Source organism: Streptomyces albus subsp. albus, from assembly GCF_000725885.1.
Taxonomy (GTDB): Bacteria; Actinomycetota; Actinomycetes; order Streptomycetales; family Streptomycetaceae; genus Streptomyces; species Streptomyces albus.
Genome location: NZ_JODR01000032.1, coordinates 21342 through 42724, shown reverse-complemented (window position 1 = coordinate 42724; position 21383 = coordinate 21342). Strand labels below are relative to the sequence as shown.

General features: G+C 71.0%; 18 protein-coding genes and 1 pseudogene. 10 read left to right on the top strand and 9 right to left on the bottom strand.

What is annotated here, in order from left to right; translation table 11 throughout:
* Positions 1-231: 231 nt before the first annotated feature.
* Positions 232-516 (top strand): annotated as a pseudogene (locus IO40_RS36410) (dihydrofolate reductase family protein); the annotation flags it as partial.
* Positions 500-688: a hypothetical protein gene (locus IO40_RS37810; RefSeq protein ID WP_135567047.1), complete on the top strand. Its 189-nt coding sequence runs from the start codon at positions 500-502 to the stop codon at positions 686-688. The pseudogene IO40_RS36410 and the gene IO40_RS37810, both read left to right, overlap by 17 nt.
* Here the strand turns inward: IO40_RS37810 and IO40_RS0129145 are convergent.
* Complete coding sequence (locus IO40_RS0129145) at positions 670-1086, bottom strand: MarR family winged helix-turn-helix transcriptional regulator (protein ID WP_041968714.1); 417 nt, start codon at positions 1084-1086, stop codon at positions 670-672. The two genes, IO40_RS37810 and IO40_RS0129145, sit on opposite strands and share 19 nt — an antisense overlap.
* Before the next feature lie 58 nt (positions 1087-1144).
* Between IO40_RS0129145 and IO40_RS0129140 the strand changes: the two genes are divergently transcribed.
* Together IO40_RS0129140 and IO40_RS0129135 are read left to right on the top strand one after the other, a co-directional pair.
* On the top strand, positions 1145-1516 hold the full coding sequence (locus tag IO40_RS0129140) for a VOC family protein (protein ID WP_030409505.1): 372 nt from the start codon (positions 1145-1147) through the stop codon (positions 1514-1516).
* A 2-nt stretch (positions 1517-1518) separates the two neighbouring features.
* A complete protein-coding gene (locus tag IO40_RS0129135; protein WP_031176440.1) occupies positions 1519-2463 on the top strand; it encodes a DNA-3-methyladenine glycosylase family protein in 945 nt (314 codons plus the stop codon).
* An 86-nt stretch (positions 2464-2549) separates the two neighbouring features.
* Here the strand turns inward: IO40_RS0129135 and IO40_RS36405 are convergent, their stop codons facing one another.
* Positions 2550-2723 carry a hypothetical protein gene (locus IO40_RS36405; RefSeq protein WP_374117455.1) on the bottom strand — a complete coding sequence of 58 codons (174 nt, stop codon included), beginning with the start codon at positions 2721-2723 and terminating at the stop codon, positions 2550-2552.
* A gap of 626 nt (positions 2724-3349) precedes the next feature.
* Between IO40_RS36405 and IO40_RS0129125 the strand changes: the two genes are divergently transcribed.
* Positions 3350-4042 (top strand): MarR family transcriptional regulator, encoded by a 693-nt coding sequence (locus IO40_RS0129125; protein ID WP_051698819.1) that lies wholly within the window; start codon positions 3350-3352, stop codon positions 4040-4042.
* Between the two features lie 332 nt (positions 4043-4374).
* Here IO40_RS0129125 and IO40_RS37805 read toward each other — a convergent pair whose 3' ends face one another.
* Entirely contained in the window at positions 4375-5484 is a 1110-nt protein-coding gene (locus tag IO40_RS37805; protein ID WP_051719338.1) for a TniQ family protein, read from the bottom strand.
* 244 nt (positions 5485-5728) lie between these two features.
* Between IO40_RS37805 and IO40_RS0129115 the strand changes: the two genes are divergently transcribed.
* Positions 5729-8131: a DEAD/DEAH box helicase gene (locus tag IO40_RS0129115; RefSeq protein WP_158706070.1), complete on the top strand. Its 2403-nt coding sequence runs from the start codon at positions 5729-5731 to the stop codon at positions 8129-8131.
* Between the two features lie 12 nt (positions 8132-8143).
* Here IO40_RS0129115 and IO40_RS0129110 read toward each other — a convergent pair whose 3' ends face one another.
* The 5 genes from IO40_RS0129110 to tap form a co-directional block, all read right to left on the bottom strand.
* The gene (locus IO40_RS0129110; protein ID WP_031029911.1) at positions 8144-9175 is read right to left on the bottom strand and encodes an AAA family ATPase; all 1032 of its coding nucleotides are present in this window, start codon (positions 9173-9175) and stop codon (positions 8144-8146) included.
* 50 nt (positions 9176-9225) lie between these two features.
* Complete coding sequence (locus tag IO40_RS0129105) at positions 9226-11655, bottom strand: DDE-type integrase/transposase/recombinase (RefSeq protein WP_051719340.1); 2430 nt, start codon at positions 11653-11655, stop codon at positions 9226-9228.
* A complete protein-coding gene (locus tag IO40_RS35075) occupies positions 11655-12413 on the bottom strand; it encodes a TnsA-like heteromeric transposase endonuclease subunit (RefSeq protein WP_157846458.1) in 759 nt (252 codons plus the stop codon). The genes IO40_RS0129105 and IO40_RS35075 overlap by 1 nt, the downstream gene beginning before the upstream one ends.
* A 348-nt stretch (positions 12414-12761) precedes the next feature.
* Positions 12762-13319, bottom strand: coding sequence for a telomere-protecting terminal protein Tpg (gene tpg / locus IO40_RS0129095; RefSeq protein WP_031176436.1), 558 nt, complete (start codon positions 13317-13319; stop codon positions 12762-12764).
* Between the two features lie 15 nt (positions 13320-13334).
* Positions 13335-15584, bottom strand: a complete 2250-nt coding sequence (gene tap, locus IO40_RS0129090) for a telomere-associated protein Tap (RefSeq protein WP_031176435.1) — start codon at positions 15582-15584, stop codon at positions 13335-13337.
* Positions 15585-15783: 199 nt separating this feature from the next.
* Between tap and IO40_RS0129085 the strand changes: the two genes are divergently transcribed.
* Entirely contained in the window at positions 15784-18225 is a 2442-nt protein-coding gene (locus IO40_RS0129085; RefSeq protein WP_031176434.1) for a DEAD/DEAH box helicase, read from the top strand.
* Positions 18226-18490: 265 nt separating this feature from the next.
* Here IO40_RS0129085 and IO40_RS37800 read toward each other — a convergent pair whose 3' ends face one another.
* Positions 18491-18736: a hypothetical protein gene (locus IO40_RS37800; RefSeq protein ID WP_135567277.1), complete on the bottom strand. Its 246-nt coding sequence runs from the start codon at positions 18734-18736 to the stop codon at positions 18491-18493.
* A 305-nt stretch (positions 18737-19041) separates the two neighbouring features.
* Here IO40_RS37800 and IO40_RS0129080 point away from each other — a divergent pair, with 305 nt between their 5' ends.
* The 3 genes from IO40_RS0129080 to IO40_RS37795 all read left to right on the top strand — a co-directional run bounded on the left by IO40_RS0129080 (position 19042) and on the right by IO40_RS37795 (position 21332).
* Complete coding sequence (locus IO40_RS0129080; RefSeq protein WP_031029893.1) at positions 19042-19815, top strand: helix-turn-helix transcriptional regulator; 774 nt, start codon at positions 19042-19044, stop codon at positions 19813-19815.
* Positions 19816-19833: 18 nt separating this feature from the next.
* Positions 19834-21024, top strand: coding sequence for a M20 family metallopeptidase (locus IO40_RS0129075; RefSeq protein WP_031029890.1), 1191 nt, complete (start codon positions 19834-19836; stop codon positions 21022-21024).
* Between the two features lie 137 nt (positions 21025-21161).
* On the top strand, positions 21162-21332 hold the full coding sequence (locus tag IO40_RS37795; RefSeq protein ID WP_157846457.1) for a hypothetical protein: 171 nt from the start codon (positions 21162-21164) through the stop codon (positions 21330-21332).
* The last annotated feature ends 51 nt before the right edge of the window (positions 21333-21383 follow it).

Here is a 21383-nt window from a genome sequence, read left to right as displayed (position 1 = left end):
CACAGCCCCCGTCGCGGCGGGTCCCCCTCTACGTCAGACGCCGGACACGCGGACCGGGCGGCCGGGCCGGAGTCTCGTACGCCTCACGTCACGACACGGACACACCGCACCGGAGCCGACGTGGCGCGCACCACTATTCCCCTCTACGCCACAGCCTCTGGAGGGACCATGCAACGCCGCACCACTAACATCGGATCCGCTGCCCTGGCCGTCATTGTGGCCGGGGTCGCCACCTTCCATTTCGTCGACGACGACGCCGCCAAGGTCCTGGAGCGGGCGAAGGAGGCGGCCCAGGGCAAGGACGTCCGCGTCGGTGGCGGCGCCACAACCATCCGCGCCTTCCTGGAGGCGGACCTGGTGGACACCTTGCACGTGGTGGTGAATCCGTCGATCATGCTCGGCTCCGGTGCCCGCCTGTGGGTGTCCCCAAGCGCAGCCGTCGTACGAGGACATCGTCAAGGATTGCCGCCAGGCCCTCTTCGAGCAGTTCAAGGCGGACGTGAAGGGCAAGCCTGACGCCTGCAAGGACGTGACGAAGGACGACTACATGGCGATCGCTATGGACGTCTCCCTCGACGATCTGGGATGGACCGACGAGGACGGGAAGTTCGACAAGAACAAGATGCTGGAGGCGTGCCCCAGGGGCGTGCACTGGGCACCGGTAGCCCGTCAGTTCACGATTGCGTGACGGATCGCGTGGATCATGCGGCTCTCGATGGCGTAGACGGCTTTCTGGGCTTCATCGAGTCGGCGCATGCCTTCGTCGGTGAGGGTCGCGGGGCGGGCGCGGCCGGTTTCGGCGGTGGCGGGCCGGGTGAGTAGGCCCTGGTCTTGCAGGCCGCGCAGGACGACGTTCATCGACTGGCGGGTGACGAAGGTGGCGCGCGCGAGGTCTGCGTTGGACATGCCCGGCCGGGCGGCGAGGACTTCCAGGCAGGCGTACTGCGGCACGGTCAGGTCGTGTTCACGCAGCGCCTGGTCCATGGCACCGCGCAGGGCTGCATGGGCGCGCTTGAGGCGGTACCCCACGTGGTCGAGCACGTCCTTCGCGGGGTGGGGTGGTTTCGCGTGCTGAGTGTCCTGCATGTCCATATTTTGACACCTGCGAGGTTGGGGCCTAACGTTGAGGCTCGAGGAGGAGACCATGCCCGTCAGCATTGATGGCCCCGACTTCATCGCGCTCCAGGTCCGCGACCTGGAGGCGGCGGCCGAGTTCTGCGAGAAGAACCTTGGCCTGCGCCGTGCCCCTGCCTCGCCCCCCGGTGCGGTCGTCTTCGACACCAAGCCGGTCGCCTTGGCTGTGCGTGACCCGTTGCCCGGCACCGACCTGGACGTCGGCCGACCGGGCCTCGGTGTGGCCTTGTGGTTTGCCACCCCTGATACCCAGGCGTTCCATGACCAGCTCACCGCGCATGGCGTCGAGATCCTCACGCCGATCTCGCCGAGCCCGTTCGGCCCGATGTTCTCCTTCGTCGGGCCTGAGGGCTACGTCCTGACCGTGCATCAGACGGGCTGACGGTGACCGCCGTTTCCTTCACGCCCAAGGGTCCCTTCTCGCTGGCCGCCTCTATCCGGTTCCTGGAAGGCTTCACTCCCGCCTCCTACGACCAGGCGCCCGACACGGTGCTCCGGCTGGCCTTTCCGACCGATGACGGCCAGGCCGTCATCGGCTGCGCCCTGCGCCAGAAGGGTGTGGCGGACGGTTCCGCTGCGGTGCACGCCGAGTACAGCCTCTACGTCGACGGCACAGTCACGCAGCCCGCCGACGGCACACCGGCCGCCAAGGCGGCACGGGCCCAGATCGCCCGCGTCCTCTCCCTTGACATCGATGCCACCGGCTTCCCCGCTCTGGCCGACGCCGATCCGGTCATCGCCAGCCTTCAGGCCGAATTCCCGGGCCTGCGGCCGGTGTTGTTCTACTCGCCGTACGAGGCGGCCGCCTGGACGATCATCGGGAACCGCATTCGCAGGACCCAGGCCGCTCGCATCAAAGCCTGTATCGCCCAGCAGTACGGCGAGGTCGTCGAGGTCGAAGGACAACGACTCCACGCGTTCCCCGCCCCGGACCGACTGCGCCGCATCAGCGATGTACCCGGCCTGACCGACGTCAAGATCGAGAGGCTGCGCACCCTCGCCGACGCCGCTCTCGACGGGCGCCTCGACGCCGCCCAGCTCCGGGCGCAGCCAGCCGAGTTCGCCCTCACCGACCTCAAGGAACTGCCGGGAATCGGACCGTTCTCCGCCGAGCTAATCCTCATCCGCGGCGCCGGACACCCTGACGTCTTTCCCGCCCACGAGCCCGGCGTCCATCAAGCCATGGCCGCCGCCTACGGCCTCGACAGCCAGGCGGCCGCCAGTACCACCCGCCTGGCGGCCATCGCCGACGCCTGGCGCCCCTACCGCAGCTGGATCGCCCTCCTCCTGCGCGCCCACGCGCACGAGCGCCGCGCCAACCAGGTGTAACCCGAGCAGCACCGAGCCGACCTACCGATGAGGTCCGCTCGGATCGATACCGAGGCTGGCTGGCTTCGCTCGGTTGGCGAAGGGCGTCACTGTCCGGCGTCGGCGCCATCGCGCAGGGAACAGATCATTCCCTGCAGTATCCGCAACGCGCTCGCCTGCTCGGCCTCGCTCATGCCGGCCAGCATTCTGACCTCAACGGCCCGGACCGCCGCGGACGCCTCGCGCGGGGTGCCCCTTGCGAGCGTCGAGGTGACCGTCACGCTGCTTGCTCGGCGCAGCCACGTACGACGAGTCCGGCACCCAAGTGCAGGTCACCGCATCGGCGTTGACCTCCGATGGCTAACCCGCTGCGAACGTGAGCGCCAGTACTCCCGTCGGCGATGCCCAGACCTTGATCGAGAGACGCGGTGCAGTTGCTCCGCGCTGAAGGCGCCGAGTCTCTCTCCCCCCCCCCGGCCGAGACAGCCGGGGCCCCCTCGCCGCAGGTCCGAGGGCAGATTCGCCCACGGCGGACGAGGAGGAGCCACAAGGGACTGGAACCACCCCCGGAGACCATGTCAACGTACAACCTCCCCGGAAAATACCAGGTCAGAGACGCTTCCAGCGGTGCGGTGCCAGCGGGCCGCGCTGGCTCCGTCTCCCGTCTTAACCCTGGATCCCAGCAAGGAGGCCCACCTGCCGAAAGCCGCACTTCGATCGGCACGCGTTAACTGCTCCGATCCTTCTGGCGCTCGGCGCCATGAACGCGTGGACCGCCGCCGCCGCCCAGACGTACCCGCCAACCGTGGATCCCGTGACTCCGATGCGGTATCTTATTTTGTCCAGCGGAGAGCCCGTCGGAGGCACTCGGGCTTCGGACTGAGCCGCGCCTGTCAGGAGTGACGGAATGATCCATCCGGAGCGTCAACACCTCGTGCGGACCAGGGAGCTCCTGGCGCGCGATATGGGCATGTCCATGGGAACGTTCCGCAACAAGAAGCCCTACACCGCCCAGGGCTTCCCCGCCCCCATCAGTTCGCCCCAGGCCCGGGTCCTCCTCTGGGACGGCGAGCAGACCGCGGCTTACCTCGCCGGCACCCCCGTACCTGACCTGCCGCCGGCGGGAGGAGAACAGGACCTCCTCGACCGCCACGAAGCAGCCGCCGAACTGGGAGTGAAAACCCGTAGCTGGGACGCCTACAAAACCGACCCTCTCCTGGCCTCCCACATGGTGGTCGTGTGCGGCGTCGAACACTGGCCCCGCGGCACCGTACGGGCCTTCCAGGACACGCGCCCCGGGAAGAGCAGCGCGACCGGCCGACCCAAGGGCAAGGGCAACGCGGTACCCCGGAACCAGCTGCACGCCAAAGTGGCCGCGCTACTGGACGCCAAGCCGGCCGTCACAGTCTCCGAGGTCTGCGACGCCCTCGGAGTCGCGCCGGCCACAGCACAACGCGCCCTGGCCAACCTGCGTCGTGAACGCATCGCACAGCTCGCCGGCCAAGCATCGCTCAGCTACGCCGAGGCCGCCGAGCGGCTCGGCTTCCCGCCCACAGTGCGCAGAGCGGCACTCAAGAGCCTCCAGAACGCCCCACGGTAGAGAGGAGCGCACCCGTGCCGGTTCTCACAGCGGCCACCTGGGACGCACGTTACGCGGCAGGCCGCAGATACCGCCCGGTCTCCCCGGAAGAGGATGTCGGTTATCTGTGAAGTTACGACATCGGGAGCTCTGTGAGCTGGGGTGTTGTGGGTAGGCAGAGAGGCTGGGTGAGAGCGCCCGCCATGGGACTGAGCAGGTGGTATAGGTGATTGTCGATGATGAGGTACTGCGTCTGTGACGTAGTGACCTGCGATGTTGTAAGTGCACTTGGAATGTCGTAACTGCACGGATAATTCTTTGGCGTTGGGGAGCTGGCCGGGGGCCGGGGGCCGTCAGGCTCGGCCGGTGAGGGTCCATCCGCCGGGTGCGGGGGTCAGGTTCGGGCTGAGGAGTTCGCCGATCTGCCAGGGGAGGCAGGACAGTTCGGGCAGTGGGGTGTCGGTGGTCTGGGTGGTGTGCGGGTGGGGGAGGGGGAGGCGGCGGTAGCGGCCGCGTGCGGGGCGGGGGTTCGGCTGGTGTGCGGGGTCCGGGTTCTGGTGGCGTGCGGCCCACTGGAGGGCGGGCTGGATCGCGAGGTCGGCTGGCATCTGCCAGTCGTCGAGGAGGGCGGCGACGTGGTGGAGCCATGAATGTGCCTGGTTGGTAGTGAGGGTGCCGCGCAGGCGTCGGCGTTCGCGGGCGGCCATGGCTTCGGCCATGTGTACGGCTTCGGGGTAGAGGACGAGCGGGGCGCAGCGGACGTCGTCTGTTTTGGCGGGTCGGAGGTGGTTTTGGCGCTCGCGCCACACGGGCGGGGAGAGGACGGGCAGATTCCACCAATAGGCGGCGATGGCGTAGGCGTCGGCGAACAGGGCGCGTCCGGATTCGCCGAGGCGGCGTTCCAGCGTGAGGCGTCGGTGGTGGGCTTGGATAATGTCGGGCAGGTGGTGCAGGGGGATGGAGCCGGTGTGCTCCTCGCGGCGGTTGTCCAGCCAGCGCTGGTGCCGGGTGCAGACCTGCCATGTGGTGGGTGAGATGAGGTAGGCGTTTTCGTCGGTGCCTTTGGCGCGGGCGCACAGTTCGCAGGCGCGTACCAGGTAGCCGGAGGCGGCGTCCCAGGGCCAGCGCCACTCGGGGCTCGGGCCGGTGTCCATCAGGTGGTGGGGGCGCAGGTTGGGCAGGAGCCACTGCAGGGTGGCGGCGTCGTGTCCGGCCAGGCGGGCAAGGCGGCTCAGTGCGGCGGCGTTGAGGTAGACCTCGGAGTAGCGGGGGTCGAAGATCTGCCCGCCGTTGCCGACCATGGGCCAGAATTCCTCGGGTTGAAGGCCGTTTTCTGCGGCCAGCCGTCGGGCGAAGGAGCCGGTGGACTCGCCGGCGATGAAACGGATCTGTCGTGGCAGCGGCTGGGCGGGCGCCCAGCTGGTGCGTGTGTGCGTTCGCTTCTTGCGCGGGGTCTTCGGCATGGTGGCTTGGGGCATCCTTCCGCGTGATCGGCCATGACCGTCGTGCACGTCTGCTGCGGCGTCCACCTGGTGTCCCTTGAGACGGCGGCCGGCACCGGATCAGGACCGGCCCCGCAGCGGGCTATGTTCAGCTCAACTCACCTCTGGAGTCGACAAGTTGGCTGGTTTTCGGTGCTGCGCCGATGCCGCATTTGTACAGTACCCGCGCAGATCGCCTGCCGGTCTGCTCTTGGGGATCTGCTGCGTGAGGAAGTCCGTCTCGCTCGTGTTGGACACCGAACAGATGGCCATGGAGCTATTTCCGCACCAGGTCCGGGCCCTTGCCGCGATCCGTCGGGCGGTGCGGCGGGGTGAGCGGCGGATGACGGTGGTGGCTGCGTGCGGCACGGGTAAGACGCTGATCGCCTGCCGGGCCGCCGAGCAGGTGGCCCCATCGGGTGCGGTGCTGGTGTTGATGCCCACGCTCGCGCTGGTCACCCAGACGATCTCCCGGTGGCGGGAGGCCGGCTACCAGGGGCGGGCGCTGGGGGTGTGTTCGCTGCCGCAGTCCCGCAGTGGGCTGGCTCGCTCCCAGGCGGTGATGACGAACGACCCCCTGCGTGTGGCGATGGCGCTGACCGCTGGCGGTCCGCTGGCGGTCTTCGCGACCTACGACTCCCTCCCTGTGGTCGTGCGGGCGCATGAGCTGTTCGCGCTGCCGTCGTGGGACCTGATCATCGCCGATGAGGCCCACCGCACGTGTATGGGGGTGGGGGAGGGCTGGGGCAAGGTCCATGACGACCAGCTGGTGCCGGCCAAGGTACGCCTGTACATGACGGCGACGCCGAGGATCTTCAACGGCCAGGCGCCCAGGGAGTTGGCGGAGTTCGTGGAGCGGGCGCCGACGGCCACGATGGACCGCGAGGACGTCTTCGGGCCCACCGTCTACACCCTCGGGCTGGCCAAGGCGATCGAGGAGGGGATCCTGGCCGACTACCAGGTCCTCATGCCGGTGGTCGGCGACGACGATCTGCAGACGATCCTGGCGGAGCGACGCCCGGCCACCAGCGCCCATCACGACGGGCTGCGCACAGCCGCGATCCAGGTGGCGGTGCTGCGGGCGATGGCCGAGCAGGACCTGCGGCGCGTGCTGGTCTTCCACAACCGGGTCGATGCCGCGCACCATTTCGCCGGCACCCTGCCCGCCACCGCAGCCGCCGTGCCTGCGCCGCTGCGCATCGAGAAACTGTGGGCGTACGCCATCGACGGCGAGCAGGACCCCGGCTACCGCCGGGGTGTGCTGGCCGCCTTCGGCGACGAGGCGATCGAGAAGGCCGTGCTGTGCAACGTGCGGGTGCTCAACGAAGGCGTCGACATGCCCGCGGTCGACGCGGTGGTGTTCGCCGACCCCCGCTACAGCGTGATCGACGCGATCCAGGCGATCGGCCGGGCCCTGCGCCAGCCACCCGGCAGCGGCAAGATCGCCACCTTGGTCATCCCGGTCTATCTGCCCGACAAAACGTCGCCGGGCAAGCTGCTGAAGAACTCCTCCTTCGGCGCCCTGTGGTCGATCCTGCAGGCCCTGCGCGCCCATGACGACTCCTACCTGGACCGGATCGCCCTGCCCGAGCGCCGCCCCGGCGGGCGGGTGCTGGGCCGCCGTCTGCACTACAGCCAGCCGGAGCGCGCCGCGGAACTCGCCGCCGCCCTGGGCCTTCAGATCACCCTGCCGGCAACCGGCACCTGGGAGGAGGCCCTGCGCGCCGCAACCCGCTACGCCACCAAGCACCGGCATCTGGACGTGCCGGAGACCTTCGTCGACGACGAGGGCTTCGCCCTGGGGGAGTGGATCGTCAACCAGCGCCTGCGCTACCTCCTGGGCCGCATCCCACCCGCCCAGGTACGCGCGCTGAAGCGGCTGGGCATGCTGTGGACACCGCCCGAGCACACTTTCGAGCGCATGCTCGCCCACGCGCGGGCTTACGCCGACGAGCACGGGCACTTGGCCGCCCCGACAACCGCCACCGCCGGCGGCTACCGCGTCGGCGCCTGGCTGGCCAGCTGCCGGGCCCGGGCCGGCGCCGGCACCCTGACACGCGAGCAGGAGCAGGCCCTGCGCGGGATCGACCCCTGGTGGAACCCGCCCTTCCCGCTGACCTGGCGGCGCACTTACGCGGCCGCCAAAGCGCATGTGGAGGCCGGCGGCAGTGTGGACCTGCCCGGCGACTGGCGCACCGGTGACGGTGTGCCGCTGGGCCAGTGGCTGAACCGCCAGCGCAACCGGTGGAGACAACTGGACCCCGCCCAGGCCCAGTTGCTCCTCGAGCTCGGCGCCACGCCCGACGTGGACAGCCTGTATCCGGGGCCGTTCGTCACGCCTGAGCGGCAGGAGTTCCGCCGCGGGCTGATCGCCGCGGCCGCGTACCTCGCCCGCGAGGGGAACCTGCTGGTGCCGCGGGCGCACGTGGAGGAAACCTGGATCGGCCCCGTCCGTCTGGGCGCCTTCATTCTCAAGCACCGCCGCTGGCCGCAGAAGCTGACCCCGCAGGAACGGTCGGCCCTTGAGGCGATGCGCATGGTGTGGGATGTCCGCCTCGCCCGTGCCGGCCGTCGCGGCAAGGCCGCCGCACGAGAGGGCATGCCGTCCACGCGCGACCGGCAGAAGTGACCGGCTCACCGGTCACAGGGTGATGCTGCGGCCCAGGTGGAGTGAGTCCAGCAGTTCCTCGGTGATGCGTTCGGTCTTGGTGAGCATGGCCTGCTGCGCGGCCTGGCAGATGAGCTGGGACAGGGCCCGCAGGTATCCCTTGCTCCGCTTGTGCAGGTAGGGGGCGAGCGTGGTCAGCTCACCCGGGGTGTGATGGTGCAGGCGCAGGTCGCGGTCGAAGGCGTCGACGATCTGGGCGAACTCCACCCGTTCGTCGTCGCTGAAGCCGATGCGGCGGGTGCGCAGCACCACGTGGTCGCCCCACGGCTCTTCGCCCTGTGCGCGCTCGGTCTCCCGGTCCCGGGTCATCGGGTCGACGATGGAGCGGGCGCCGCGGCCGCAGTAGATGAACGTCGCCCCGGTCTGCTCGCTGATGTAGGAGAGGTAGTCGAAGGTCTGCTCGGTGTCCGTGCCCGGCCGCAGGTGTTCGATGCCGTCGATGAGGACCAGCAGGGTGCCGCTGGCACGCATGACATGGCAGATGGATCGGGTGGGGTCGGACCCGCCGTCGCGTTCCAGCCCGAGGAAGGCGGCGAACGCGGCCGGCCAGTTCCGTGCGCCGCCGCGGCCCGGAGCGGGCACGCTGAGGGTGATCACCGGGATCCGGTTGTCGTCCGGCGCGTACAGGCGCTGGATCTTGTGCTCGTAGTGCAGGCCGATGGCCTGCAGCAGCACGGTCTTGCCGGTGCTGCGCGGGCCTTCGATGATGATGCCCACCCGGCCGTGGGTGCGCTGGCGGTTGGCCAGGATCTGCTGGTGGACGACGGGCAGCGCACGGCTGATCGCGGGGGTGCGGACCATACGCATCTGACCGTGGTAGAGCAGGCGGGGGTCGCTGTCGGCGATGTCGGTGCCCAGGGGCGCGCAGTCGGCGAGGTCCGGCGGCTGCGGGCGCCTGGCCGCGAAGGTCTTCCACGCCTGCCGGGTGTCCAGCCACCTGGGGGCGGGCGGGGTTGGCGGCGGGGCCACGCCCAGGGCGAGCAGGTCGGTGTCGGGCTGCTTCACGGGTTGGTCCAACTCATCTCAGGGCACAGGGCAAGAGCGGGTGTCACAGGTCAGATGGGGCCACGAGGCGGTGGGCTGTCGCCGTCGTCGTCCAGCGGTGGCAGGGGTGTGATGGCGGGCAGGCCCTTCCAGTACCAGTCGGTGAAGTCCTGCCCGCCGCCCGCCGCGGCGAGGTCTGCGCCGCCGCCCACGGAGCCCGCGCCCGCCGGCGGCGGAGGGGCATGTGAGGCGCCGGGCTCCTCCCAGCGCATCGCTGCAGGCCCCTCGCCGGCCGGCGGCGCGGGCAAGGGGGCGGCTGTGTACATGCCCAGGTCGTCCAGCTCGAGGCTGCCCAGAGGCTCAAGTCCCGTCAGGTCCACCGGCGCGGCCCCCGCGTACGGGTCGAACGGTGCCGGGGCGGGAGCGGGCAGGAGCGCGGGACCGTAGCCGTCCGGGACGGTGACCGCGCCCGGCTCCTGCGGGCCGTGCCCGGCCCGCTCCAGCAGCTCGGCCAGGGCCTGCGCGATCGCCTCCTCATCCTTGCTGCCGCCGCCGCGCTCGACATGCTCGGCACAGGCCACGTCCCACAGGTACTGCGTCCACGGCGCGCCGATCAGGTGCTGGTGGACGAAGGTGGCCTCCACCCACCGATCACGCTGGTGGTCGCGCAGCCACACCCGTTCCGGGGTGTAGGGGTTGTAGCGCAGCTCCCACCCTCCGCGCTTTTTGCCCCGCAGCCCCGACGCCCGGTACCGGTACGGGTTCAACCCCTCGTCGGGGTCGGTGGAGGGGTTCTCGTAGGTGCGGTTCTTGAAGCGGATGCCCTGGTCGGTGACGCCCACCCACGCGGTGGGCAGCAGCCGCAGGTAGTCCTCCTCGCCCAGGGGGATCGGCAGGTAACCCGCGGCCTGCACGCACGCCGCATACATCTGATTTGGCGTCAGGGCAGGGAGGTTCGGGTCGTAGGGGCTGCGCAGCTCTTCGTGCGGATGGTTCTGCCAGCCCAGGGCGATCCACTCCTGCAGCAGGTCATCGAGCTGGGCCAGCGTCCACAGCCGCTGGCCGTCCACCGCCGCAGCGCGGCGGGTGAAGTCGTGCCCGGTGTAGGTGTTCACCCACTGGCTGAACATGGACTTGACGGAGGCGAAGGTGCGCTCGACGATCGCCTTGTCGGTGGGGGTGCGCCGCCGGGCCGGGCGGACGGAGATCCCCAGATAGGCGCAGGCGTCGAAGAAGGTCCGCCCGGCGAACACCGTGCCGTGGTCGATCACGATCAGGTCGGGCACGATGACCGGGCGGCCGGCCGCCTGCGCGAACCGCTCATCGGCGGCGGCGAGTTCGTCGTAGGGAAGGTGCGAGGCGCTGGCGTGCGCCAGCGGGCTGAAGCCGGGCCGCATCGGGGCCGGCACCAGAGCCTGGGCGAGCAGCAGGGAGGCGTCCACGGCCTTGGTGGCCCGCCCGGTACTGCGCTGCGCGCTGATCAGTCCCGGCCGCGCCTGTGCTCCCCGGCGCCGGCGGCGGGGAGTTTTGGGGCGCACCACGGCGGCGATGATGCTGCGGGTGGCGACATCCACGGCAGCGGTCAGCTCGACCGAAGCCGGCAGGCCGTCGTCGCCGAGGACTTTCACGTCCAGATCGGTGGAGTCGATCTGCACCACCTCGCCGGGCGCGATGGCCGAGGTCACCGTGAACGGCGGGGCGGGACGGCCCGCCGCCCGCGCGTGCCGGCCGCGCGGCGCCTGCGGGCGCCTGGCGTCGATGCCGAGGCGCTCGAGCAGCTTGTACAGCGTGGAGTCGGCCGGCACCTTCACTCCCGCCCCGTACCGGGCACGGGCAGCGCGCCGCAGCTGGGTGAACAGCTTCATGGCGTTGCCCGGCACCGCGCCGCGTCCGGCCTCGACCAGTTCCAGCAGCAGGTCCACCACCCGGATATCGGTGCGCCCGTACAGCGTCGTGCTGCGGGTGCGGCGCTTGTCGACCAGTCCCCAGGCGCCTTCCGCCTTGTACTTCAGCCGCTTGGTCTGCACGGTCTGCCACGACATCTTCCATCCCAGCACGGCGCTCAGTTCGGCGGCCTTGGCCTGGTAGCGCTGGATGAGCGTGGTACACCGCGGGTCGTATCCCTCGCGCGGCAGGGAGCCTTCCGGCACACCGGGCAGCAGTCCGGTGTCGACCTCGATGACGTGGCGCTCCCAGATCCGCGCCTCGCGGGCCGCTTCCTCGCTGATGCCCTCCAGCAGCGCCCAGTCCGGCATCACCGTGTGAGGCACCGGCCGGCCCGCCCCGTTCAGGACCGCGAAGTCCTCCGCCGCGGCCAGCGCCGCCAGCAGTACCGCCGCCGGGGGCTGCGGGCTGCCGGCCTGCGGGGCCAGGTGCACGGTCACGCCCGACAGGGCGGTGACGGTGTAGCGGCCGCCGTGCCACTGCACGCCGTCGCCAGGGGCCAGGACCCCGCGCCGGGCGTGCCGCATCACCGGCGGCTGGGTGGCCACCGTGGTCATCACACGTCCTCGGCTTGGTAGGGCTGGCGCATCGCCTGCGGTTCGCTGCCCACCGGCCCCACCAGTGATCCCGGCCCCAGCGGCACGCTCCAGTCGATCCCCAGCCGCCGGTGCCACAGCATGTGGTACAGGCGGGGCAGCGCGGTCAGTGTCGGCAGCCCCGCGCCCGTGACACCCTCCAGCAGCGGGCGCGCAGAGGCAAACGCTGCTTGCAGTTTCCCCTCCACGGCCGCGTCGCCGTTGCGCGGATGCCGGTAGCGCGCCACCCACCGCAGGTTGGCCAGCGCCACCGGGCCGGGCGGCCGCGGCGGCGCCCCGAGCACCCAGCCCGCCTCCTGGCACACCTCGCGCAGCACCGTCAGCTGCCGCTCGAAGCGGGTGGTGGGCCCGGCGGCCGGGGGACAGGCCACGACGATGAGCGTGTCGGCCGCGGTGCGCAGGAAGAAGTCCGGCACCAGACTCTTCTCCCGCCCTCGCTCGCGCCATTCGAGCCGCGCCGACCAGGCCTGGAAGTCCACCACCTGGGGATGGAAGTCCAGCAGCATCGCCACGGTCAGCCGCTGAAGCGACCGGCAGCCCACGAGCCGGCCGGTGGTGGCCGACCACCACCAGGTCGCGATGCTGCGCTTGCTGGGATGCCGAGACGGCGCCCACACCGCCTCACGGCCCGTCAGCGGCACACCTGACGCGCGTGAAGCCGGAACCTTCACCGTGCGCCCCGCGGCGTCCCGGTAGACCACCATGATGTCCTTGGTCACGACGCCCATGCCCCTTGAATCCCCTGTCCGCGACCGGGCAGCCAGGCGCCCCTGGTTCACGGCCGCACAGTCATCCGCAAGCGGCACGGAAGGCTACGCCGCCGGCGTCGCCGCAGCGATTGCTTTCGGTCAACCGCGGCCACCACCGGCCCGTTCGACCGGAGGCGGCTCTGTGGCATCCGGCGCCGCCAGCCACGGGGAGGGGCTCAGCGCGGCGGTGTGACAAATCCGGTGTCGATCACCAAATGTGGGGAGGGTGGTGTCGTCGTCTATCGGGCTGAGCAAGGAACGTTCACCGGCTGAAGTGGTCAGTCACCCTCGGCTGGGCGTGGTCGGGCTGGGGCGTGCTTACAGCTCGAACTGGAGGTCGATGAGGTCGGTGAGTTCCACTTCGAGGCCGTGGGCGCGGCGGCCGTTGTCGCGGAAGTACACCTCGCCCAGGGCCTCGGCGGCGATCTCGCGGAGCCGGTCCTCGGTGAGGCCTGCCTCCCGGGCCTGAAGGAGACGGGCGGCGTGGCGGGGCGGCAGCGCGAGGGTGAGGTGCCGTACGCGGGCCTGGTCGGTGCTGCCGGGGGCGGCGGTGTAGCCGAACCGGGCCTGGACATCGATCATGATGCCGCCGGTGGTGGCCGCGGCCTGCTTCGCCCTGGCGCGGACTTGCGGCTGCCAGCGGGTGCGGACCTCGCGTTCGAGGCGGTCGGCGAGCTGTGGCCGGGGGGCTTTGAACTTGTTCTTCACGTACCGCTCGACGGTGCGCTGGCTGATGCCGAGCAGTTCGGCGACCGGCTTCGTCCGGCCGCCGTGCCTCTTGACGAGGTAGCGCATCTGCGCCCCGGCCGACTTGGGAACGGGTCGGGTAAACGCGCCCTGCACCGCCCTGTCGAGTTCTTCCGCGACCGTGACCATCGCCCCTTGATCCCCCTACTCTCCGGTGTCCCTGGCGGCGTGCTCGCCGGTCTTGATGTGGCGGGCGAGGTTGGCGACACGGCCGTCGGCGCTGAGCTGCTCGAGCACGTCCGCCCCCCACAGCACGCTCTGGGTGCCCTCGTGCTTGACCATCCCGGGCGAGACCCCCAGCCGGAACGAGCCCGGCACCGTCTTGCCGTCGGTGCCGTAGGGCAGGACGTCCAGCGGGCTGGGTCCGTCGGCGGCGTACACCGCGCAGTCCGACAGGACCGCGACCGGGTAGCGGCCGGTGGCCGCCGCCAGGTTGAGCATCTTGCGGTGCATGTTGATCCGGGCCCGGGAGATGACGGTCGCGCGGACGTCCGGCCGCCAGGTCGGCCGGGCGAGAGCGGGCCAGGACTGCCCCGGCTTCCAACCGCCGCCGCGCGCCTTCTCCTGCAGCTTGCCGATGCCCCCCTTGACGGTCATCTTGATCGCGTCCAGGACGATTCCCATCTCCGGGTCACGGCTGCGGTAGCCCTCCATCGCCGTCAGGAACTCGCGCGGGGGCAGCTTCTCGGCGACGCCGAGGTCCGCCATGGTGTCGACGTAGGCGTCGCGCAGCCGCTTGTACCAGCCGTCCAGGAACCGGCCGGCCTCCGGCCGTACCCAGGCCTCAAGCGGAGTGACGTCGTAGCCGAGCTCCACGGCGTACGCCACCGTCGGTGTGGCGTACCAGGCCGGGCCCTGGGGACGTTCACCGGTCGGGGTGAACGGGCTGGGCAGCAGGTCGCCGTCGAGTTCGCGCCATTGCTTTGCGACCCTCACCCTGGAGGGATCGACGTGGGAGAGGTCGACCAGCCAGGAGCCGGGCAGCGCCGGGTCGAAGACGGGGTCGGTGACGTGCACGGGCGGCGACGCGAGGCCGACGACCGCGCCGTTGGCGGCCGCACCGAACGCCAGGTTCACGTCGATGCCGACCAGGTAGCGCTGCATGCACTCGCTATCGGTCAGATCCCGCGCCCAGTCGTACGCCTCCTCGAACAGCCGCTCGCCGGGGCCGCGCACGTGGAACCGGGGCAGGCCGGCGAGAACCGGGTGTCCGTCGGTCGCCTCGCACGGCGCCGGGTCCATCGCCTCCGTCCCCAGTGAGCCGGGCCGGTGCTCGGCATGGCGCCTGCCGTCGGCGTCCGGCTCGCTCGCGCGGGTCGGCGGGTTGAGCGCGGTCATCAGCTCAAGTCCCGTGACGGCGGTGGAGCCGACCGGCGTCATCACCCGTGTCGCGTACACGCCCAGCACCCGGGCGAGCTGTGCCGGCTGAAGCTGGGCGGCATGCCCCCAGGCGCGGTCGTCAAGGGCGCCCCAGGACGGGATGCACAGCTGCACGCAACTTCGACGGCTGCCCTGCGCGGGGCGGTAGATCCGCGCCCACGGCCCGAACCCGCGCTTGGTGAGCTGCCAGTTGGCACGCTTCAGCTGCTTGATGACCTTGTGCCCTTCCCCGAGCCGCCCGGCGAGCCGCTCGGCCTCGGTCAACTCCACGGGCAGGCCGTACCGCTCGCACGCGGTCGGCGTGAGGACCAGCAGCGGGTCGGCGTCCTTGCCGCAGCCGTGCAGCCTCGCAGCTCCCAGCTGTGCCTCGGTCAGTGTCCACTCGACCAGGGCGGGCAGGGACGTGGCGGGTACGTCCAGGATGAGGCCGCCGATGCCGTAGCCGGTCACCTCCCGGCCGGCGTCGGCGTCGAGGACGAGCAGCGGACCGTGCGCGTACGCGCCGCCGGGCGCGGGGTTGTTCGCCCGGGCGGCCTTCTTTTCGCCCGGGTGGCGCGATGTCTGCGAGGGGCGGGCGGTACGCGCCGGACGTGATGCGGCGGGCGGTGCGGGAACAGCGGTGCGGGCAGGCGGAGGGATGTTGCCGGATGCGGTGCTGGCCGCAGCCTCAGGCTCCCCGCCCGCGGGCACAGGCGCCGCCGTGGGCGCCGGGCCGGCGAACGTTTCCGGCGCAGCGCTGTCCTCCTGCGGTGCGCCGACGCTCTCGGCGGCGGGGGCCGGGTAGAGCTGCGCGAGCTGCTCCAGCAGGCGCGCGTAGGCCTCCCGCTGCGGCGGCCGCGGCTCGGTCCTGCCCGACTCCCAGTCGCCGACGGTCGCGCGCCGCACGCCCAGGGCGGCGGCCACTTCATCAAGGGTGAGCGCATGGGCCTGACGCAGCCGCTTGCGCTGCGCCGGCGGCGGCAGCGGAGACCGTGACGCCACCAGCGCGTCAACCGCGTCGAACAACTCGGACATGAGACACCTCCGCTCGCACCCTACCCCGTGAAACGAACTTATCGCGTACCTTCCTCGCGCATTCTCCATGCATTATGCGTACGAAGGGGGTCCGGGGTGGTACGGTGCCCGCTGGAAGGTCCCGCTACGGCCCCACAGCCTCCCCGGCCCCGGCCGCTGCCCGGGGGCGCCGTCCCGCTTCGGATCGAGGAAGACCTGTATGACCGTGGCTGCTGTTGCCGCATCCGGCCGGCCTGAGAAGCGGCCGCTGTTCGCCGACCAGCTCCAGGCCGTCAAGCGGCTGGTGCGGCATCTGCGGCGTGCGGGCACGCGCGGGCTGTACGTCTCGGCGACAGGGACCGGCAAGACCCTGGTGTCCATCCGGGTGGCGGACGAACTCGGCGCACGGCTGGTGCTGTTCGTGGTGCCCACGCTGGACCTGGCGGCGCAGACGGCGCTGGCCTGGCGCCGGGACGGGCACGCCGAGCACATGGTGATCGTCTCCTCCCTGGATGCCACCGGCCGGGACGATCTGGTGGCCGCTCGCGTCATGTCGACCACCGACCCGCACGCGCTGGCCGCCCTGATGTCGGTGGTGGGGCAGGACCAGGACCAGATCCCGGCGCTGACGGTGATCTGCACCTACGACTCCCTGGACAAGATCGAACAAACCCAGAGCACGAAGTACGCGGTGCCGCCCTTCGATCTGGCGGTCATGGACGAGGCACACCGGATCGCCGGCCGCGCCGACAAGAAGTGGGCCATCGTCAACGACGCCAAGCGGATCCACGCGGAGCGCCGCCTCTACATGACCGCCACCCCCCGCATCTTCGCCGCCCCGGAACTGGCCGAGTCCGCCGACACCACCCGCCCGCGCCGTCGCCGCGCCACGGCAGTGGCCGCAGACGCGTTCGCCAATTCCATGGACAACGAGGCGGTCTACGGCCCGAAGGTCTTCGATTACCCGCTCGCCCAGGCAGTCGCCGACGGCCGCGCCGCGGACTACCGCATCGTGGTGCCCACTCTCACCGACGCCGACCTGCGCCGCCGCCTGAACCTCCCCACCCCCGGCACCGCGGCCACGGGCGGCAGCACCACCGAGGAAGACAAAGACGACGGTGCGCTGCGCACCACCGCCCTGCACCTCGCGGTGCTGCGCGCCATGACCGAGCACGGTCTGAAGAAGGTGCTGGTCTACTTCAACCTCGTCTCCGACGCCCGCCGCTTCGCCCGCGAACTGCCCCACACCCTGCGCCTGCTCCGCCACACGGATCCCGACCTGTGCCCCGACATCACACCGCAGTTGTTCTTCGCCCACGGCGAGCACACCCCCGCTCAGCGTGCCGACATCTTCGCCGGCTTCCGCGCCGCCGACTGCGCGGTCCTGGCCAACTCCCGCCTGATCGCCGAAGGCGTCGACATCCCCAGCGTCGACGCCGTTGTCTTCGCCGACCCCACCCGCAGCGTCATCCGCTGTGTCCAGGCCCTCGGCCGTGCCCTGCGCCTGGACGTGTCCGGCAAAACCGCCTCACTGATCGTCCCCGTCTATGTCCCGCCCAGCGCCGAAAGCGAAAACATCCTCGGCACTCCTTACGAACCCGTCTGGGCGATCGCCACGGCACTGGCCAGCCACGACCACCGCATCCTGGAGCGCCTGCCCGACAAGGCCAACCGCCTGCCCAAGGAGACCAGCGACGTCATCGAACGCCGCTGGCACTTCGACTTCACCGTCCACCCCGAGCGCATCGCCCGCGCCATGGACCTGGCATCCTTCGACCCCCGCGACCCGGCTGTCTCCCGCTCCCGCCGCCTGGGACTTGCCGCCGCCCAGTCCTACCGCGACGAACACGGCCACCTCGACGTCCCCACCGACTACACCGACCCCACCGGCTACGCGCTCGGCACCTTCATCACCACCATGCGCGACGCCCGCACCGCCGGCCGCCTGGAAGCCGACTGGATCGCCGAACTCGACGCCCTCGGGATGATCTGGGACAAGCACGACGCCGCCTGGCGCGCCCGCCTGGCCGCCGCAGCCGACTACCTGCGAACCCACGGCCACCTCGCCGCCCCCGCCACCACCCCCGTCGGCGCGTGGCTCGCCGAACAACGCCACCTCGCCGCCAAAAACCAGCTCGATCCGGCCCGCGCCGACGCCCTGACCGCCCTCGCCCCCGACTGGCGCCTGCCCCACGGCGCGGACTGGCACCGCAAGTACCACCTGCTGCGCGCCCATCTCGCCGACGGCGCCGACCCCGGCGCCCTCACCCGCGACACCCTCCTGCAAGGTGTGAAGATCGGCTCCTGGCTGCACCGCCAACTGACCACCTGGCACGCCCTCCACCGCAGTAAGCAGCAGATGCTGACCTCCCTCGGCCTGACCCCCGCCAGCAACCCGCTCGCCCCGACGCGCCGCACCCGCCGTACCTTCGAACAGGCCGTCCAACTCCTGGAACTCTTCCTCCACCGCGAAGGCCGCGCCCCGACCGCCCGCGAAGAGATCACCGTCGACGGCGAGCGCGTCAAAATCGGCCCGTGGCTCGCCAAGACCCGCACCAAACAACGCGCCGGCCAACTAGCCCCCGAGCAGGAAGCCCTGATCTCCTCCCTGTTCGACGGCGACTGGACCGACGACACCGCCCCGCCCGCCTCCCTCGGATAAGGGGCGTGATGCCCCACTGGGCAGGCCATCGTGAAGGCAATCGTTCATTGAGGAGGGCAAGGAGCCCGCACATCTCCCGCACATACCGTCCACTCCGCCGGGAGCCCGGCCCGGACCAGGAATTCGGGCCGGAAGCGCGCCACCGAAGCAGCGCGTGAACTCGGCACCGCCTACACGGAGGAGATACGGCGCCTCGGCCAGGCCGCCTGGGACACGATCCGCGCCCCTCAGGGCGGCACAGCCTCGGAAACCCGACAGCAATAGCTCATGGTCCGGTAGGGCGGCCGAACCCCGGCCCAGCCGGGCCGTCATAGGTCCGGACTACCAGGTGGCGCTCCGGGTAGGCGTCTTCCACGCGCCGGCAGTGTGCCACCACAGCTCCCAGCGATCCGCCGCGGCCGGTGCCAAACCCCAGCAGCTGACCGGTGTCCGCGTCGTGGATCCGGTAATGGATGTCCTGACTGGTGGGCTTTGCATCTGCCAGGGGCTCGCCGTTCCAGGTCTCGGCCACGGACGCATCTCCTTCTCACCCCAACGCCTGGTGATCCGTTCCGAAGCCCATTCTGCCGAGCTGCGCCGCTGCGCGGAGAAGATCCATGCAGGTGCGTGAAAGCCAGACTGGGGCGCGTCTTCACACAGGTCTTGCGGAATTGGCGGTCCTGACCCGTGCGCACCCGGCTCTGTTGCTGTCGCCTCTGCGCGGGGGCGGCCTCGGGGCCGGGCCGTGGACGGCAGGACCCAGGCCACGTTGGACCACCGGCGGGCGGGGAAGGCTTGGGGACACATGCCGGTGGATGGGGGAGGGGGGCGGTGTCGATGGCCGCGGCAAGTGGTGGGGATTCGGCGCTCAAGCGGGCGAGGCTGGCGCGGAACATGACGCTGGAGGAGGCCGCCGATGCCCTGAACGCGATCACCGGGCTGGCGGCGGATGCGAGTCTGCTGAGCGCGTTTGAGTCCGGGCGGCGCCGCACCGGCAAGCGGAACCGGGCCGGGCTGTGCCAGCTCTACCGCGAGCGCCCGGAGGTGCTGTTCGCGCACCAGGACGGTGCGGCCACCAGTGTGCTGGAGACCTCCGGCACTGCCGTGGTCGTCAAGGTGCTCACCCGCTGGACGGATCTGATCGAGGCGATGGTCGACGTCGTCGCCTCGGCGCGCGAGCAGCTGGTCGTCACCGGCTCCCGGTCGCGGGAGAAGGCGTATCTGGCGGCGATCGAGACGGCGGTGGCCCAGCACCCGGACCTGGTCCACTACCGGGTTCTGTACGGCCCACCGCGGCACCGGGCGCTCGCCGACCACCTGGTGCGGCTGCTGGAGCTGCGCGACCCGTCCGCCCGCCGCAACGGTGTCAAGACGCTCCACATCGGGCTCGTTGAACCCGCGGAGGCGCTGGAACGGTTCTTCGTCGCCTCCGAGACCGCCGCGGTGGTGCCGCTGCCGTCGTTCCACGGGGCGGACGGGTTCGACTGCGGCGTCTTACTCAGTCGCGAGGCGGCGGTGGGTCTGGTCCACCATGGCCGGGAGGCGTGCGCCTCGGCGCGGCCGGTGGAGACGATCGAGGCCGTCCGTGCACTGCCGGTTCGGCACAACTGATACGTGGTGGGGAGAGGCGTGAGCGAGAACCTTCAGCAGGTGGCCGGGGCCCGCACGGCGTCCGTGGTGGAGCTGGCGAGCGAGCTGATCCGCCGGCCGAGCCGGGCCGGGATCGACGAGTACGGGCCGGTCTTGGGCGTGCTGGAGGACTGGCTCGCCGCCCGCGGACTGCCGCACCGCCGGCTGCACGACGACGCGGGCGCTCTGGTGGGGCTGCTCGTGGAGATCCCCGGCGGCCGCCCAGGTTCGTGGTGGGCCCTGGACGCATGTGTGGACACTGCCCCGTACGGCGACGAGACCGCCTGGTCCTTCCCGCCGGCCTCCGGCGACATCGTGGACGGCTGGCTGCTCGGCCGGGGCTCGGCCGACTCCAAGCTCGCCGCAGCGATGTTCTGCCACATCGCCGCCGACCTCGCGCCTCGCGCCGCCGACCTGCATGGCGGGCTCGCCGTGCTCCTGGACGTCGACGAGCACACCGGCGGCTTCGGCGGCGCCCGCGCCTACCTCACCGACGAAGCCGCGGCCCGCCCCGCCGGAGTGATGATCGGCTACCCCGGCATGGACGAAGTCGTGGTCGGCGGGCGGGGCCTGTGGCGGGCCACCATCACCGTGCACGCCCCCTCCGGGCACTCCGGCTCCAGCAAGACCGTGGTCGGCGCGATCTCCCGCGCCGCCCACCTCGTGCGCCTGCTGGACGCCGCCGAACTGCCCGGCGTGGACGGCGACTCGGGGTTCCCGCTGCCGCCGAAGCTGTCGGTGACCTCCTTCCACGGCGGCCAGGGCTTCTCCGTCACCCCCGACCGGTGTGAGCTGAACGTCGACATCCGCACCACCCCGGCCTTCGACGCCCACGACGCCGAGACCCTCATCCGCAAGGCCGTCGCCGAGCTCGATGCGGACCTGCCCGCCCCGAAGCCCACCGACATCACCCCGGTCGCCGCATGGCCGCCCTTCCGCCTGGCCGAGGACGAGCAGCCCGCCGCGGCACTTCTCACCGCCGCCGCCGAAGCTGGGCTGACGGTGCGCGCGAAGACCGCGGGCCCCTCCAACATCGGCAACCTGCTGGCCGGGGAGGGCATCGCGGCAACCGCCGGCTTCGGGGTGCCGTACGAGGGGCTGCACGGCATCGACGAGCGCGCCCACCTCGCGGAACTTCCCACGGTGTACGCCGTCTACCAGCGGGCCGTGCTCGACCTCCTTGGGGCCTGACGTCCCAGGCACATCCCAGTTTTCTCCCAGATCCACTCCCAGCAAGTCCCCAACTCCGTCTCTGGGAACACCTCTTCGGTCGCGGTGACATAGAGGCAGCACCACCTCACATCCAACGAGGACAAGGGAGGCCGGTCATGGCCGAGCAGACCATCGTCACCACCAAGCCCACCGTCGAGGACACCCCCGCCGCAGCGCCGAGCACGGGCGGCTTCGCGCCGCAGATCAGCACCCACCCGGTGGCCACCCTCACCCTGGGCCGCCAGACGTTCAACGACTCGGACAAGTCGAACTACTTCGAAGGCTGACACAGCCCGCAGGACCTGAACCGAACCCCGGGGGGCCGGCCGTACGACGGC